Source organism: Micromonospora jinlongensis, assembly GCF_013410645.1.
Taxonomy (GTDB): domain Bacteria; phylum Actinomycetota; class Actinomycetes; order Mycobacteriales; family Micromonosporaceae; genus Micromonospora; species Micromonospora zamorensis.
On the sequence record NZ_JACCHK010000001.1, the window covers coordinates 5582736 to 5598662 of the forward strand.

Genomic DNA, 15927 nt, shown 5'->3' on the forward strand with positions numbered 1-15927 from the left:
CGTGACCACTGAGTCCGTGCCGACCGGCAGCGTGGACACGATCCTGGTCTGCGTGCGAGGCAACTCCGGCTCGGGCAAGTCCAGCATCGCCAGGGAACTGCGGCGTCGGCACGGCCGGGGCTGTGCCCTGGTCGAGCAGGACTACCTGCGTCGCATCGTGTTGCGTGAGCGGGACCGGCCCGGCGGTGCCGCTCCGGCGCTGATCGGGCAGACCGTGCGGTTCGCGCTCGATCACGGCTACCACGTGGTGTTGGAGGGCATCCTGCATGCCAGCCTCTACCGGAGCATGCTCACTGATCTGCGCGACGGTCACCGGGGGCGGTCGCTGTTCTGCTACCTCGACGTGTCCCTGCCCGAGACCCTGCGCCGGCACCTCACGCGCCCGCAGGTCAACGACTTCACCGCCGAGCAGATGAGCGGCTGGTACGCCGCGCACGACGTGCTGGGCTGGCCCGGGGAGCTTGTCCTCCCGGAGACCACCGGGCTGGAGGAAGCCGTCGAGGCCATCGCCGCAGCCTCGGGACTCACCCAGTCCGGGCGTGACGACGACGTGCTCCCCATCGTCCCGTAGACCCAGCACAAGAGGCCTGGCTCAGCAGAGGACCGGCTGGGCCGGCGGATGGGGCCAGGGCTCGACGCCTGTTGTCGAGCTGTCGGTGCGCTCGCGAGGAGCCGGACCAGCCTTGCCCCGCGAATAGTCGCGCATCTATGGTTGCGGGGATCACCACAATCCTGGCCGTGATGACGCGGCCACATCGTCGAAGCGCTTCGACGACCCGTCGTTCAGGCCCGTCAGCCGGGTGACGAGCCTGGTCACGTCGGTCTCGGCGCCCCGCTGGGCGTCTGCCGAACGACACGAGGAGATCCACATGCGCAACCGGCGCCTTCGGCGCGGTTTCACCGTGCTCGCGCTCACCCTGCTGGCCCTACCGGCGGTTCCCGGCACCGCGCTCGCCGAACCCACCTACCCGTTCCGGGATCCGCGTCTGCCCGTAAGTGAGCGGGTCGACGACCTGCTCGGGCGGCTCACGCAGGACGAGAAGATCTCGATGCTGCACCAGTACCAGCCAGCCATCCCCCGGCTGGGAATCGGCCTGTTCAAGACCGGCACCGAGGCCCTGCACGGCGTCGCCTGGTCGACCGACATCGACAACAACGGCGCGGTCGTCAAGGCTCGCGGCACCGCCTTCCCGCAACCGGTGGGCATGGCGAGCACCTGGAACACCGACCTGATCCGGCAGGTCGGCTCCGCCGTCGGCGACGAGGCGCGCGGCTACCACGCGCAGAACCCCCGGGTCTGGGGTCTCAACCTCTGGGCACCGGTGGTCAACCTGCTGCGCGACCCCCGGTGGGGCCGCAACGAGGAGGGCTACTCCGAGGACCCGATGCTCACCGCGGCCATCTCCACCGCATACGGCTCGGGGATGACCGGCGGGGACCCGGACCACCTGAAGAGCGCGCCGACCCTCAAGCACTACCTGGCCTACAACAACGAGGTCCGTCGTGACGTGACCTCATCGAACGTGCCCCCGAGGGTGCTCAACGAGTACGACCGCGCCGCCTTCAAACCGGCCATCGCCGCCGACGCGGCGACCGGGGTGATGGCGTCGTACAACCTGGTCAACGGTCGGCCCGCCACTGTGGACCCCGACCTGGCCACTGTGGTCCGCGGGTGGACCGACCAGCCCTTGCTCAACGTCACGGACGCCTGGGCGCCCAACAACCTCATCGGCTCCCAGGGCTACTACGCCACCCTCCCCGAGGGGAACGCCGCGATCGTCAAGGCCGGCCTGAACAGCTTCATCACCGACGACACCAACGCGCAGCCGACCGTCACCGCCATCAAGCAGGCGCTGGCCACCGGTCTGCTCACCGAGAGGGACATCGACGCCCGGATCCGGGAGACCCTGAACGTGCGGTTCCGGCTGGGTGAGTTCGACCCGGGCGGCGGCCGGTTCGGGGGTATCACCCCGGACGTCATCAACAGCCCGCAACACCAGCGACTCGCCCGGCAGGCCGCCGGGGAGGCGATGGTGCTGCTGAAGAACACGCGCCAGGCGCTCCCACTGGACCCCGCCCGGACGCGCAAGGTGGCCGTGCTCGGGCCGCTGGCCGACACCCTCTACTCCGACTGGTACGGCGGCGATCTGCCGTACGAGGTCACCGCGCTCGACGGTATCCGTGAGCGGCTGGGCGGCTCGGCCACCGTCAGCGGGCTCGACGGGGCGGACCGGATCGCGTTGAAGGACCCGACGACCGGCCGGTACGTCACGGCCACCGGCACCACCGACGCCGACCCGGTGGCCGCCACCGCTGCCAACGCCGAACTCGCCGCCCAGTTCGACGTGGTGGACTGGGGTCAGGACGTGGTGACGCTGCGCAACGCCGCCAACGGCCGCTACCTCGGCTACAACTGGGGACCGTTCGTCACTCGCGATGCGCAGCCGAACGGCTGGTACGTCCAGCAGCAGTTCAAGCTGGAGTCGCAGGCCGACGGCACGGTCGCGCTGCGCTACGCCGGCTACGAGACCAAGGAGAGCTGGTTCGGCCCTGACCGGTACGTGACGGTCGGTGCCGACGGTGCCCTCACGCTCGGCGCGTCGACGGCGGCCGACGCGACCCACTTCAGTCGCGAGGTGCTCAGCAGCGGGATCGACCGGGCCGTGGCTGCGGCGAAGGCGGCCGACACCGCCGTGCTGGTGGTCGGCAGCAACCCGTTCATCAACGGACGCGAGGCGCACGACCGCACCTCGACCGCGTTGAGCGCCGGCCAGGAGGCGCTGGTCGAGGCCGTGACCAAGGCCAATCCGCGTACGGTGCTGGTGCTTCAGACCAGCTACCCGGTCACCATGTCGTGGGAGCAGGAGCACGTTCCGGCCATCGTCTGGACCACCCATGCGGGCGCCGAGACCGGGCACGCCGTCGCCGACGTCCTCTTCGGTGACCGCAACCCGTCGGGCAAGCTCACCCAGACCTGGTACCGCTCCGACTCCCAACTGCCACCGGACCTGCTGGAGTACGACATCATCTCGTCCGGCCAGACCTACCTGTACAACCGCGCGAAGCCGCTCTACCCGTTCGGCCACGGGCTGTCGTACACCCGTTTCCGGTACGGCCAGCTGCGTACCGGTGCCCATTCGGTCGCGGCCGACGGCACGATCGCGGTCAGCGTCGACGTGACCAACGCCGGCGCTCGGGCCGGCTCCGAGGTCGTCCAGCTCTACACCCATCAGCGCACCTCCCGGGACCGGACACCGATCCGGCAGCTCAAGGCGTTCCAGCGGGTGCAACTCGCGCCCGGGCAGACCCGGACCGTGACGCTCCGACTGCCCGCCGCCGACCTGGCGCACTGGGACGTCACCCGCAGCCGGTGGGTCGTCGAGTCGTCCAACTACGACCTGATGGTCGGGGCGTCCGCCCAGGACATCCGGGCCCGGGCCGCGGTGCGGGTGCGCGGTGAGACGATCCCGGCCCGGGACCTGTCCCGGGCCACCCGGGCGGAGAACTTCGACCGGTACGCCGGGGTCCGGCTCGTCGACGAGACCAAGGCCAGCGGCACGGTCGTCGGCGCGACCGCTGCCGGTCAGTGGATCTCCTTCGACGCTTCCGCGCTGCGTCCCGGCACCCACAGCCTCACCGGGAGGGTCGCCAGGGCCGGCACGGGCACCGGCACGATCCAGGTTCGGCTGGGCTCGCCCACCGGCCGACTGCTCGGCACGGCCACCGTGCCCAGCACCGGCGACGACTACCGGTACGTCAGCGTGAGCGCCGACCTGGCGCGGGCCGCCGGCACCCACGACGTGTACCTGGTGTTCGACTCCCCGCTGCGACTGGCGGATTTCACCATCCGGTGATCGAGGACCGGGGCCGGGTCGACAGTCGACCCGGCCCCGGCCTCTGACGTCAGCTCGCCGTGCAGGTCAGCGTGGGTGCGCTGGGCGTGCCGGTGGACGAGCCGAGAAACCCGAACGTGGTGCTGGCTCCCGCGCCGAGGGCGCCGTTGTAGGCGACGTTGCGGGCGGTCACCGTGGACCCCTGACTCGTGACGGTGGCGTTCCACGCCTGGGTGACGCTCTGCCCGTTGGCGACGGTCCACGTCACGGTCCATCCGGCGATGGACGAGGCCCCCGCGGTGACCCGTACCTCGCCCTGGAACCCACCGGTCCATTGACTGGTCACCGTGTACGTGGCGGTGCAGCCGGCCGCTGGCGGCGGGGTCGTGGGCGGTGGCGTGGTGGGCGGTGGCGTGGTGGGCGGCGGCGTGGTGACGGACCCACCCCAGCCGGCGGTGGAGTCCAACCAGGCGGCGCGGCGCAGCATCCAGTCCCGCATGACCTGGACCTGGCCCTGCCAGGTGGGCGAGGTCGGCGTACGGAAGAAGCTGACCGTCGGCGACGTCAGGTTGGGCCAGCGTTGGAAGTTGCGCTGGGCCGCGTTGGTCAGCGGGGTGGCGAGAGCGTCGATCCGGGCCTGGAGAGCGGTGTCGGAGAGCGGGCCGCGGCGCAGCGTCTGCCAGCGTGCCCGGGCCTGGTTGACGAATGCGGGATCGCGCAGCAGTTGGGCGAACCAGTCATTGGCCGACGGCTGCCTGGTCTGCTGATACTGCCAGCCCGACACCTGGTCGTTGGCGAAGAACCCACCGACGCCGAAGCTCAGGTCGAAGTCCCACAGCGGGCCGGCAAAGATCTTGCTGTCCCGGTCCTTGTAGAAGTGGGAGCTGCGGACGTACGCGTCCATCTCCCGGCTCAGTTCGTTGACGATCATGAGGTTGATGAACGAGTCGACGTCGATGTACTTCCGGTAACCGGTGGTCGGGTCGGCGAAGTTGGCCCCGTGCAGGACGTCGTTGAACTCCTGGAGGTGACCCCGCAGCCAGTCCCGCTGTTGCGGTTGCAGCGGCGACGGGTCGACCACCTCGAGGTAGTTCCAGCAGGTGGCCGCCGGTCCGGTGCACGGCAACGTGGGCTCCTCGGCCGCCATCCACTCGAACTTCCAGATGTAACCGCCCTGGATCTTCGGCAGGGTCACGTCGTCGGAGTCCAACTGCTTGAGGTCGAGGCGGTCCTTGGAGTTCTTGATCGTCTCCACGATCATGTAGACGCCCATGTAGTCACCGGCGCCCACCGGGGTCGCGTCCGTGTTGAGGTAGAACTCGGCGAACGCGTAGCGCGGGGCGGGCAACCCCATCTCCCGCCCGAGGTCGTAGACGAAAGCCTCCCGGATCAGCGCCTTGTCGGTGAACGGACCGCGCAACACCCAGTCGGAGTCTGCGGGCATGCCCAGCACCGGATAGTCGGCGTCGTCGTTCTCGTTGTCCCAGAACTCGACGCGGAACGGCGTCTTCTCGAACGTCGCCGACGAGTTGCCGCGCAGTCGGAACCCCGCCCGGGTGGCGACCGTCGGCGCGGCGGCCAGCGTCGGGGAGCCGCCAGCGCTCGGCGGGAAGATCATCGTGGTGGCGTCGAGGTACTCCCGGTCGGGCCGGCCGGCGCCGTACGAGTCGACCACCACCACCGGCAGATCGTGGGCGGTGGTGACGTTCTGGGCCACGTACATGGCGGTGCCGGGGGCGCCGGTCGCGGTCTGCCCGACGAATGCCTGCGCCCGCAACTGGGTGGTACGCGTGAACCGCAGCGCCGAGCCCGCGTACAGGGACGACTGGGCGGTCGGGAGCTGCCCGTTGGTGGTGTAGCGGATCTGCGCGCCACTGACCGTGCTGCTCAGCGTCACCGCCACCTCCCCCTGGAAGGCGCCGCTGGGAACGGAGAAGGTGATGTCGCCGATCAGATCGTCCGCCGCGGCGGACGCGGCGACGGTACTGCCGGCGAGCGTGCCGGCCACCGGATCGGTGCCGGTGAGCGGCTCGGCACCGGCCTGTGGCGAGCACACCACGAGGAGGCCCGCGACGAGGATGGTGGCGGCGGTGATCCCAGCGGCACGAAAGGCCGCCGGAACGCCGGTGCTGCGGACGGTCAAGCGCACGATGCCTCCTGTTCTGATCGGGTGGGAACCTGCAACGCCGGACCCACCAGGGGTGGGGTGGCGCGGAAGTGGCGGCGCAGCGTTCGTCGCCACGGCACGTCGGGCAGATCCAGGCGCAGCGCCGCGAGGCCGGTGGCGTACTTCGAGATGCGTACGGGTCGGGTCCCGCGCTGCCACAGCATGCGGTCGACCAGCGAAGCAGCCGAGGTGGTCTTGGTCTCGACCACGGCGATGCCGGGCAGTCGCAGTGTGCGGTCACCGTCCTGCCAGGTGAGCTCGGTGTCGATGGTGACTCGACTCGCGGTCGTCGGCAGCAGCAGAGTGCTGCGGCGATAGTTGGTGACCAGCACCGGCTCGAGCGGGCTGGCGGCGAGGTCGGGCCAGATCGACTCCCGGACGAGCGCATCGTCCACGAACCCGCGCCCGGACCGGACCGTGTGGCGGTCCTCGGCGAGGTATGGCAGTCGGTGCTTGGTGACCAGCCCTCTCGCCCCGCTGATTTTGACTTCCAGCCAGCACTGAGCGGAGTCGAGGTAGGTGCGGGTCCGTACCTTGAAGCGCCTCCGCCGCCGGTAGGCCGCGCAGTGGTAGCTGGCCAGACATGGGGTGTCGAAGTACACCGACTCGTACTGGAAGGTGCGTTCGCCGTCGATGTCCAGCACCTGGGCGTACGGGGTGAGCTGGTCGAGCAGGTGCGGCAACTCGTCAACCGCGACGACGTACTTGCGGTCCACTCTGCTCTGCAGCGAGGCCCGCTCGATCACCTCGGCGAGTGCGACCGGAGCCAATCCTGCCAATGGCGACCCGGTCAGCAGCGGGGTCATCGGACCGCTCCGGCCCGTGCCGGCTTGTTGGTGCCGGCCGCCGCGCTGCGCCCGGCAACCGAGTATCGAACGTCGACGACCGTCGTCTCGTTGACCATGTCGAGCCGCTGGACGGTGGCGGTGTGCACCCGCGCGTTGAGCAGTTGCTCCAGTTGAGCGACGAGAGCGACCTGATCGGTGACGGCAGAGTCGAGCACCATGATCTGGTGCCGGTAGTGCCGTAGCAGCCGCCGGTGGTCGCCGACGAACATCACCGCGACGATGAGCGCCATCAGGCCGCCGCTGAGCCAGATCGAGGTGGTGCTGAGCGCGCCGAGGATGCCCAGCGCGAGAGCCGAGAAGTAGTACGCGACCTCGTGCTGGTCGAGCTCCGTGGAACGGAGTCGGATGATGGAGAGCACGCCGAACAGCGCCAGCCCCAGCCCCAGCCCGGCGCCAACGTCACTGGCGCTCAGCGCGCTCGCCACCGCGAGAACGCCGACGTTGACCCCCAGGTAGGCGACGACCAGGTCACGCCGGCGGTGCCGCGGAAAGTAGAGCCCGAAGACGAGCAGCGCCACCGCGCAGATGTCGATCGCGAACAGGACGAGCTGCGACATCGCTGGGTTCCTCCTGGTTCACCGCCGGAGCGGACCGACGCCACGCCGCCGTCGCTGCGTGGCGACCTGCGGAAGGCGGCCGGACCTCCGGACTACTTTTCGGTAAACTTTCGGTATTTCGGTGGTGACTGTAAGCAGAACATCTACCTAAGTCAATGTGTGATCCGTGCGATCGTCGGGGTGTCGGGGCCGCCTGGCATGGGTTCGATGCGTCTGACGTGGGCAGGCCCGGGGTGGCCCCCTCGGCTCATGAAGCCGCCGAAACTTTCGGAGCCTTTCGGGCGTCGCGGATGGGCCCGTGGGTGGCCGCCCAGTCTCTCGTGACCGCCGGCGCGGGCGGAGCCCAGTAGCCGCGGCGCCTTTGGAGCTGACGCCGCCAACGAATCCGGTGCCGACGGCGCCGGGTCGTCCTGAACGGTCATAGCCGGTCAGCGCCCCGCTGCGGGGCAAGTTCCACGTCGCGGGCCGCAGCGACGAGGCCCCCTCGTCGCTGTGGATTCGTCGGACGACGCGAGCAGGGGTGTGCGGTGAGCATGGTTGGTCTGCCCGATCCGGGGGCATTTCTGCATAGACGCCCTCCAATTGACGGTTGCATTGGTCAGACGTGTGACCTACGCTCCCAGTAAGAATTTCGGGGCGGTTAACAAAGAGTGCGGTCGGGCGACGGAAGTCCCCGCCGGCCCTTGGTGGCGTCGCTGTTCCGTACTCGTCGCTCGATGCGCACTTTGGGCACCACATCGACGACCAGTGAGAGGAACAGACGTGAATTCAGCCATCTCCACCGCTCGAACGTCAGTGTTGGCGGTGGCGGCGCTTGTCGCCGCCACGCTGTCGGCCGTGCTGACAAATCAGCTGCCGGCCTCGGCCGCAGTTCAGGCGACCTACTATGTCGCCCCGGACGGTAATGACACCAACGCGGGCACTCTGCAGGCGCCATTCCGGACTCTGCAACGTGCCCGGGACGTCGTTCGTACGGTAAACACGAGCATGACCGGCGACGTCAACGTCTTCCTCCGTGGTGGAACCTATCCGGTGAGCAGCACTGTCGAATTCGGGACGAGCGACTCCGGCACCAACGGATTCCGGGTCAGTTACGCGGCCTACCCCAACGAGAAGCCGGTTCTCGACGGCGGTGTCCAGGTGACCGGGTGGACCCAGCACAGCGGCAACATCTGGAAGGCGCCGCTCGACCGCGCCAACAAGCTGCGGGCGCTCTACGTCAACGACAGGCGCGCGTACATGGCCTCGAAGACGATCAGCTCGGCGGGCTGTTACGGGACGTACACCATCACCGCCGGCCAGGCCGCGTGGGCCTGGGAGTCAGGATCGCAGTGCGACGGCGCCAAATACAGCCTGACTGATTTTCCCGCCGTCGCCCGCAACCAGGACGACATCGAGATCGAGACAGGCACGACCTGGACCACGGCCATCGTGGGTGTCCGCCAGGTGACCACGAGTTCCGACGGCGCGAACCGGGTTGCCCTGTTCCAACAACCGGGCGCGGCCATCGCCCAGGGCGCGTTCAACGGCAACGCCCAGGTCGGCGGCACCCACAAACTCATGAACGCCTACGAGTTCCTGGACACGCCCGGTGAGTTCTACTTCGACAAGGGCAGCCGGACGGTCTACTACTACAAGGCCAGCGCCGAGAACATGTCGACGGCGACCGTCTATGCGCCGAACAACGTGACCACCGTGCTACGGGTCGCCGGCACCTCGACGAGCAGCCACGCGCGCAACATCACGTTCTCCGGCCTGACGGTGCGCCACTCCGACTGGAACCTGGTCAACGTCGCCGGGTCGTCCTTCAAGCAGGCGCAGCAGGGCAACCTGAGCGCGAACGTCTACGCCAGGGGCAACTTCCACGTCTACCACTACCGCAACGTGGACGTCACCCCCGGCATCGTCCAGCTACAGAACGCCGACGGCATCCTCCTGCAACGCAACCGGATCGAGCACACCGGCGCCGACGGAATCAACATGGTCAACGACGTGCAGGGCACGCAGTTGATCGGCAACCACACCAACGACATCGCCGGGTCCGCCATCACCGTGGGCCATCCCCAGCACGTCTACATCGGAGATGGCACCTCGACCAACAGGGAGAAATACTCCGCGCAGGTCGAAGGGCTGCCGAAGAACATCGACATCAAGAACAACTATCTGTACGACAGTGCGGTTCTGTTCAACGGGCACAGCCCCATCTCGGCGTACTTCGCCGACACCCTGACCATCCAGCACAACCGGATCGAGAAGACTCCGTGGTCCGGCATCACGCTCGGCTGGGGCTGGTGGAACTTCGACGGATCGTCGGGCTCGATCGTGCCGAACCGACCGACCACGACGGCGAGAAACAACACGATCAGCTACAACCACATCATCGACACGGTGCAGCGGCTGAGTGACACGGCGCCGATCTACACGCTGGGCAGTCAGCCGGGGACCACGATCACCAACAATTATCTCCAGGGCGTTCCGTCGGGTCACAAGTACGGGCTGCACCCGGACGAGGGGTCGGCGTTCATCACGTTCCGCGACAACGTTCTGAGTATCGACAAGAACGTCACCTGGATGATCAACTCAGACGACTTCGGGCGCAAGCACGATCTGAGCATCACGCAGATCTACGGCCCGATCAACAAGGTCTCGAACAAAAATCTGCCGAACAGCACGATCGGCGACATCCTCGTCTCCTCCGACTACGTTTGGCCCGCGGCCGCCTACGGCATCGCCGCGAACTCCGGCCTGGAGGACGCGTACCGGGACATCATCCCGGCGAGCAACTTCTCCGCACCGAACTACGTGCTGCCGGCCAGCACGTTCGTCACCAGTGCCACGGCGTCGATCCCGATCCGGAGCATCGGCGACGCCACCAGGTCGGTCTGGTTGGCCCCGTACGGCACGACCACCTTCACCGCCGGGGTGACGATGACCAGGGCGGCCGGCACCGCCACGTCCATCGCCGTGCCGGCCACGCAGGGCGAGTACCGGCTCTACGTCGTCGACGCACAGGGCAACCGGTCGGCCGAGTCGACATCGATCGTCCGGCAGCAGCAGGGCGGCGGCAGCGGTACGGGCAACGGACAGCTCGTGGGTGGCCAGTCCGGTCGCTGTGTCGAGGTGCCCAACGCCTCGACCACCAACGGCACCCAGACGCAACTCTGGGACTGCTCCACCGGCACCAACCAGCGCTGGACCCACACCTCCAGCAGGCAGCTGAACGTGTATGGCAACAAGTGCCTGGACGCCTCCGGGGCCGGCACGGCCAACGGCACCGCGGTCATCATCTGGGACTGCCACGGCGGCACGAACCAGCAGTGGAACGTCAACACCAACGGCACCGTGACGAATGCCCAGTCCGGGCTCTGCCTCGACGCCTTCGGCGCCGCCACGGCCAACGGCACGAAGGTCATCCTCTGGTCCTGCAACGGGGGCGCGAACCAGCAGTGGACGCTGCGTAGCTGATCGACCGGACCCCGGGGCCAGGCCGACACGGGCCCGGCCCCGGGTCTGGCCGGACCACTTCTTCAAAATACGCCGGCAGCATCTCCCGATAAGCGGAGGTGCTGCCGGACAACGAGTGGGTAATGGTGGGCGATGACCTCAACCTGGAAACCCCACGAGAAGCACGGTGGCCTGTCGAGCAAGGACAAGCGCGAGCTGCCGGAGACCGTCTTCGCGTTCCCCAAGGAGCGCAAGGAACCCATGACCGACGCGGGTCACGTCCGTAACGCCATCGCACGCTTCGACCAGGTGCAGGGCGTCACCGACGCGGACCGGGACCTGGCCTTCCAGAACATCCTCGCCGCCGCCAAGCACTACGGCGTCGACGTCGCGGAGACCGACTGGCGCCAACTCGGTCGACTGCCACACACGCCGAATCCCGCCCACTGAGGTAACCCCACCCGATATGGCGCTACCGCCGGATAGGTTCGCCTTCGGCGGGTAAGCGGCGCGAATGCCCGCGAAGCAGGAGCCGGCAGACCGCCCCGACCCGGCGCCACGCGGGGCGTCCCGGACCGACCGGACGGTGGCCGGTCTGCGCGAGCGGGTGCGGTACGCGCTAAGCGCCCGCGTCTGGCGGTTACGCCTCTTCGGGCTGCTTGCCGTGCAGGCCGGCGTCGCGGCGGCGCTCGCCTGGTTCGTGGGAGCCCAGTTCCTGGACAACCCCGCCCCGGTCCTCGCGCCCACCACCGCGGTCGGCATCGTGGCCGCCTCGATGGGGACCCGCCTGCGGCGCACCGTCGAGCTGCTGGTCGGGGTGGTCCTGGGCCTCGCCGTCGGTGACACACTCATGCCGCTGTTCGGCATCGGAGCCTGGCAGACCGGTGTGGTCGTGGTGCTGGCGATCATCGTCGCCGTGCTGCTCAAGGGCGGCGGCTCCCTGCTCACCCAGGCCGGCGGCACCGCGGTGCTCATCGCCACCCTGGAACCGCCCGTGCGTGAGCTGTCCATCCCACGCTTCGTCGACGCCGCGGCCGGCGGGCTCGTCGGTCTGGCGGTCGGTCTGCTGTTCGTGCCCATCCACCCGCAGCGGACGGTGCAGCGGCTGGCCGAACCGGTCATCGACCCGGCCCTCGCCGCCCTGCACGACCTGGCCACGTCGCTGCGTCGTCGGGACCTTGGCGGCGCCGAGCAGAGTCTGACCGATCTACGGATTCTTGGATCGCGGATGACCGCGCTGGACAACGGGCTCGGAGCTGCCCAGGAAGTGGTGCGACTGGCGCCCCTACGGTGGCGCCAACGCAGGTCTCTGGCCTTCTACACCGAGGCCGTCCGACATCTCGAGCGGAGCCTCTACAGCTGTCGGGCCATCACGAGGAGAATCACCAAGGCTCTTCGGGACGACGAGCCGATACCGGAGGAGTTCCCGGCGGCCATCGACCTGCTGGCCGCCAGTGTGCAGACCCTGAGACTAGCCATCCGCGTGCGGGCGGAGCCGCTGGAGGCGCGCCAACAGATCCTGACCGCAGTCGAGCTGGTCGGAAAGGCGCAGGGGGAGGCCGCGCCCGATCCCACCCGCCCGCACACCCACCGGTTGGGCTACTCGGGAATGATCGCTGCGGGTGAGTTCCGCACAGCCGCCCACGACATCCTCATCGCCAGCGGGTTGGACACCGACGAGGCCGCGGCGCTGGTGCGGCGAACGTCGGATCGGGACGAGTGGGACTGAGCCGGCGAGCCTGCGGCGGCCACTGTCGCGTCGGGGAAGTCGAGCTAGTCCGTCAGGTCGCCTTGAGGGACGCGAGGACGTCGAGGTAGTGCGGGTTCCTCATGACGCCCAGCACGTTGCCGAACGGGTCGACCACCGCTGCCGTGATGAACCCCTCGTCGCCGTGCGGAGTGATCGGTTGGTACTCCGTGGCCCCCAGCGCCAGGAGTCGCTCGACGGTGGCGTCGAGGTCGTCGACGCACCAGTGCATGACGGCGCCGCCGGGCCCCGTCGCGGCACCGGGCGGTGCGTACCTGCGGTCGATGATGCCCAACTCGGCCTGGTAGTCACCGATCCGGAACTCGGTGTAGGCCGGGCGCCCGTCGGGCCCCGGGCGCATGAAGTACGCCTCGACCCCGAGGAAGTCCGCGTACCAGGCGGTTGCCGCCTCCACGTCGTCGGCCCAGATGTTGAGTGTGGCGAATCCTCGCAGGCTCATCAGCTGTCCCTTCGTCGATGTCGTCGACAAGGACGCTATCGGCGATTGCGGAAGGTTTGCTTCCGCAATGGCCAGTGGGTTCGGAGGAGTCGCGTGTAGCCCGTCGTTTCCCCGGGTAGTCGCCGCCGTTGCCATCACGAGCGGCGGGGGGCCAACGTGGAAGCGACGTATCCGGCGATCGAGGCGCACGGCCTGATCGGTGACCTGCAGACCGCCGCGCTGATCAGCGCGGACGGCGCGGTCGACTGGTTCTGCGCGCCCCGTTTCGACTCACCGAGCGTCTTCGGTGCGCTGCTCGACCATGACAAGGGCGGCTACTTCCGGCTCACGCCCGACGGCATCGACTACACGAGCAAGCAGCTCTACCTACCAGAAACGCCGATCCTGATCACCCGCTTCCACAGCGCCGACGGCGTGGGGGAGTTGTTGGACTTCATGCCCGTCACCGGCGAACGCGCCACCGACCAGCACCGGTTGATCCGGCTGGTGCGGATGGTCCGGGGGAGCATGCGGTTCCGCTTCGACTGCCACCCGCGGTTCAACTACGGGCGCGACCCCTACGAGATGGAGGTGCACCCCGAGGGTGACGTCTTCCGGAGCCCGACCCTGACCCTCAGCATCGCCCCCTTCAAGGACTCGGAACGGAAATTCGACGCCAGGGGAGTGCGGCGCGACGCGGACGGCGTGTCCGCGTCGTTCACCCTGCAGGCGGGTGACATCGGCGGGGTCGTCCTGGAGACGGCCTGCCCGCACGCTCCCCGCGCGATGAGCACCGAGGAGGCGTGCGACCTGCTCGCCGAGACCCGCGACTACTGGCGGCGGTGGGTCGGCGGCTCCCGCTACAAGGGCCGCTGGAGGGAGGTGGTCGAGCGGTCGGCGATGACGCTCAAACTGATGACGTACGCGCCGACCGGCGCCCTGGTCGCCGCACCCACCGCCGGACTACCGGAGCAGATCGGCGGGCAGCGGAACTGGGACTACCGCTACACCTGGATCCGGGACGCGTCCTTCTCCGTGCACGCGCTGCTGCGGCTGGGCTTCACCGACGAGGCCCAGAAGTATCTGTTCTGGCTGAACGAGCGCATCCGCGAGGCCCGGGACGGCGGCCTGCCCCTTCAGGTCATGTACCGGATCGACGGCTCACCGGACCTCGACGAGGAGGTGCTGGGTCACCTGGAGGGATACCGGGGCTCGGCGCCGGTGCGGATCGGGAACGGCGCGGCCGGCCAACTGCAACTCGACATCTACGGCGAGGCGCTCCTCTCGTTGGAACTCGCCGACCGGAACGGGCTGATCCCGCCGTACGAGGGGTGGCGGAAGACGGCCGCTCTGGTGGACTGGCTCTGCGAGCACTGGGACCAGCCCGAGGACGGCATCTGGGAGACCCGGTCCGGCAGGCAGGACTTCACCTACGGGCGGGTGCTGTCCTGGGTCGCACTCGACCGGGCGATCCGCATCGCGCACCGGCGAGGGCGCCCCGGCGACACCGCCCGGTGGGCCACCGAACGGGACGCCATCTACCAGCAGGTCATGACCCGCGGGTTCAACCAGGAGCGTCGCGCGTTCGTGCAGCACTACGGGTCCGACATCCTGGACGCCTCGCTCCTGGCGATGCCCGGGCTGAACATCATCTCGCCGACGGACCCGATGTGGGAGTCGACGCTGCGGGCGATGGACGCCGAACTGGTTTCCGACAGCCTGGTCTACCGCTACGACCCGAAGGCCTCACCGGACGGCCTCGCCGGCACCGAGGGCACCTTCAACATGTGCACCTTCTGGTACGTGCAGGCGCTGGCCCAGGCCGGTCGGCTCGATGACGCCCGGTTGACCTTCGAGAAGATGCTCACCTACGCCAGCCCTCTGGGTCTCTACTCGGAGGAGATCGCCCCGACGGGTGAGCAGATCGGCAACTTCCCGCAGGCGTTCAGCCATCTCTCGCTGATCAGCACTGCTGCCCACCTCGACGACCTGCTCGACAAGGAGCAGTGCTGATCCGCACGGTCAGAACAGCGTCAGCGGCTCGACCGGGATCGGCTCGGGCAGCGCGTCCAGCTCGGGTACGCGTGTCCGTACCTCGTCGTGGAACCGGCGGGCGAGCACGGGCGCCTCGGCGTTGTCCGGGGTGTGGACGAACATGGTCGGTGAGCGGCCCTCCCGTAGCCAGGCCACCGTGACGTCGACCCAGCGTCGCCACCCCTCGACGGTGCGCGTGGAGTCGTCGCGGCCGAGGTAACGGACGATCGGCCGGTCCGTCAGCGCCAGCGACCGCAGCGGCACCCGGGGTTTCTTTGTCCAGGCGTCCCGCTCCGCGTCGCTGGTCGGTGGGCTCGCGAAGAAGGCGGTCGTGTCGAAGGGGATCCACTCGGCGGACGCGGCGGTGAGGGTCGCCTCCAGCAGCCGGGTCGCGCGGTCGTCGGTGAAGAACGCGGGATGGCGCACCTCCACCGCGTACCGGTGTGATCGGGGGAGTTGAGCCAGGAAGCGGGTCAGGGTCGCAACGTCGGCGGGACCGAACGAGCCGGGCAACTGGATCCAGAGAGCGTGCGCACGCGGGCCGAGCGGCTCGATCGCGTCCAGGAAGGCGCGCAACGGCTCGCCGACGTCGGTGAGCCGACGTTCGTGCGTGATGACCTTCGGAAGCTTGAGCACGAACCGGAATCCGGGTTCGGTCTGTGCGGCCCACGACTCCACGGTGTCCCGGGCCGGGGTCGCGTAGAACGTCGTGTTGCCCTCCACGGCGTCGCACCAGCTGCCGTAGTGCCGTAGGCGCTCCGCGGACGGCAGCCGGTGACCCGGCCACAACCGGTGGCTCCACATCGCGCACCCCACGTGCAGACGCATGACCGCCCTTTTCCTCGGTGAACAGCGCCC

Annotated in this window: 11 protein-coding genes; 6 read left to right on the forward strand and 5 right to left on the reverse strand. The window is 68.8% G+C overall.

What is annotated here, in order from left to right:
* The first annotated feature begins 1 nt into the window (after nt 1).
* Nucleotides 2-571, forward strand: coding sequence for an AAA family ATPase (locus tag HNR22_RS25185; protein ID WP_179782421.1), 570 nt, complete (start codon nt 2-4; stop codon nt 569-571).
* Nucleotides 572-869: 298 nt separating this feature from the next.
* Nucleotides 870-3854 (forward strand): glycoside hydrolase family 3 protein, encoded by a 2985-nt coding sequence (locus HNR22_RS25190; protein ID WP_179782422.1) that lies wholly within the window; start codon nt 870-872, stop codon nt 3852-3854.
* Nucleotides 3855-3903: 49 nt separating this feature from the next.
* Here the strand turns inward: HNR22_RS25190 and HNR22_RS31750 are convergent, their stop codons facing one another.
* The 3 genes from HNR22_RS31750 to HNR22_RS25205 are packed head-to-tail and all read right to left on the reverse strand — an operon-like array spanning nt 3904 to nt 7405.
* Nucleotides 3904-5982, reverse strand: coding sequence for a CotH kinase family protein (locus tag HNR22_RS31750; RefSeq protein ID WP_179782423.1), 2079 nt, complete (start codon nt 5980-5982; stop codon nt 3904-3906).
* The gene (locus tag HNR22_RS25200; RefSeq protein WP_179782424.1) at nt 5973-6806 is read right to left on the reverse strand and encodes a polyphosphate polymerase domain-containing protein; all 834 of its coding nucleotides are present in this window, start codon (nt 6804-6806) and stop codon (nt 5973-5975) included. The genes HNR22_RS31750 and HNR22_RS25200 overlap by 10 nt, the downstream gene beginning before the upstream one ends.
* Nucleotides 6803-7405: a DUF4956 domain-containing protein gene (locus HNR22_RS25205; RefSeq protein WP_179782425.1), complete on the reverse strand. Its 603-nt coding sequence runs from the start codon at nt 7403-7405 to the stop codon at nt 6803-6805. The genes HNR22_RS25200 and HNR22_RS25205 overlap by 4 nt, the downstream gene beginning before the upstream one ends.
* 762 nt (nt 7406-8167) lie before the next feature.
* On the opposite strand from HNR22_RS25205, the gene HNR22_RS25210 reads away from it, so the two are divergent.
* The 3 genes from HNR22_RS25210 (at nt 8168) to HNR22_RS25220 (ending at nt 12578) form a co-directional block, all read left to right on the forward strand.
* Nucleotides 8168-10870: an RICIN domain-containing protein gene (locus HNR22_RS25210; protein WP_179782426.1), complete on the forward strand. Its 2703-nt coding sequence runs from the start codon at nt 8168-8170 to the stop codon at nt 10868-10870.
* A gap of 132 nt (nt 10871-11002) precedes the next feature.
* Nucleotides 11003-11299 carry a DUF6582 domain-containing protein gene (locus tag HNR22_RS25215; protein ID WP_088946488.1) on the forward strand — a complete coding sequence of 99 codons (297 nt, stop codon included), beginning with the start codon at nt 11003-11005 and terminating at the stop codon, nt 11297-11299.
* 64 nt (nt 11300-11363) lie between these two features.
* Nucleotides 11364-12578: an FUSC family protein gene (locus HNR22_RS25220; RefSeq protein ID WP_179782427.1), complete on the forward strand. Its 1215-nt coding sequence runs from the start codon at nt 11364-11366 to the stop codon at nt 12576-12578.
* 52 nt (nt 12579-12630) lie between these two features.
* Here the strand turns inward: HNR22_RS25220 and HNR22_RS25225 are convergent, their stop codons facing one another.
* Entirely contained in the window at nt 12631-13056 is a 426-nt protein-coding gene (locus HNR22_RS25225) for a VOC family protein (RefSeq protein WP_179782428.1), read from the reverse strand.
* A 156-nt stretch (nt 13057-13212) separates the two neighbouring features.
* On the opposite strand from HNR22_RS25225, the gene HNR22_RS25230 reads away from it, so the two are divergent.
* Nucleotides 13213-15048, forward strand: a complete 1836-nt coding sequence (locus tag HNR22_RS25230; protein ID WP_179782429.1) for a glycoside hydrolase family 15 protein — start codon at nt 13213-13215, stop codon at nt 15046-15048.
* 9 nt (nt 15049-15057) lie between these two features.
* On the opposite strand, the gene HNR22_RS25235 is transcribed toward HNR22_RS25230, so the two are convergent.
* Nucleotides 15058-15873 carry a DUF72 domain-containing protein gene (locus tag HNR22_RS25235; protein ID WP_218908312.1) on the reverse strand — a complete coding sequence of 272 codons (816 nt, stop codon included), beginning with the start codon at nt 15871-15873 and terminating at the stop codon, nt 15058-15060.
* Nucleotides 15874-15927: the final 54 nt, after the last annotated feature.

Excerpts from the sequence above, each read along its gene's own strand:
- HNR22_RS25190 (WP_179782422.1), top strand. The coding sequence starts at position 870 with ATGCGCAACCGGCGCCTTCGGCGCGGTTTCACCGTGCTCGCGCTCACC.
- HNR22_RS25200 (WP_179782424.1), bottom strand. The coding sequence starts at position 6,806 with ATGACCCCGCTGCTGACCGGGTCGCCATTGGCAGGATTGGCTCCGGTC.
- HNR22_RS25205 (WP_179782425.1), bottom strand. The coding sequence starts at position 7,405 with ATGTCGCAGCTCGTCCTGTTCGCGATCGACATCTGCGCGGTGGCGCTG.
- HNR22_RS25215 (WP_088946488.1), top strand. The coding sequence starts at position 11,003 with ATGACCTCAACCTGGAAACCCCACGAGAAGCACGGTGGCCTGTCGAGC.
- HNR22_RS25220 (WP_179782427.1), top strand. The coding sequence starts at position 11,364 with ATGCCCGCGAAGCAGGAGCCGGCAGACCGCCCCGACCCGGCGCCACGC.
- HNR22_RS25225 (WP_179782428.1), bottom strand. The coding sequence starts at position 13,056 with ATGAGCCTGCGAGGATTCGCCACACTCAACATCTGGGCCGACGACGTG.
- HNR22_RS25235 (WP_218908312.1), bottom strand. The coding sequence starts at position 15,873 with ATGTGGAGCCACCGGTTGTGGCCGGGTCACCGGCTGCCGTCCGCGGAG.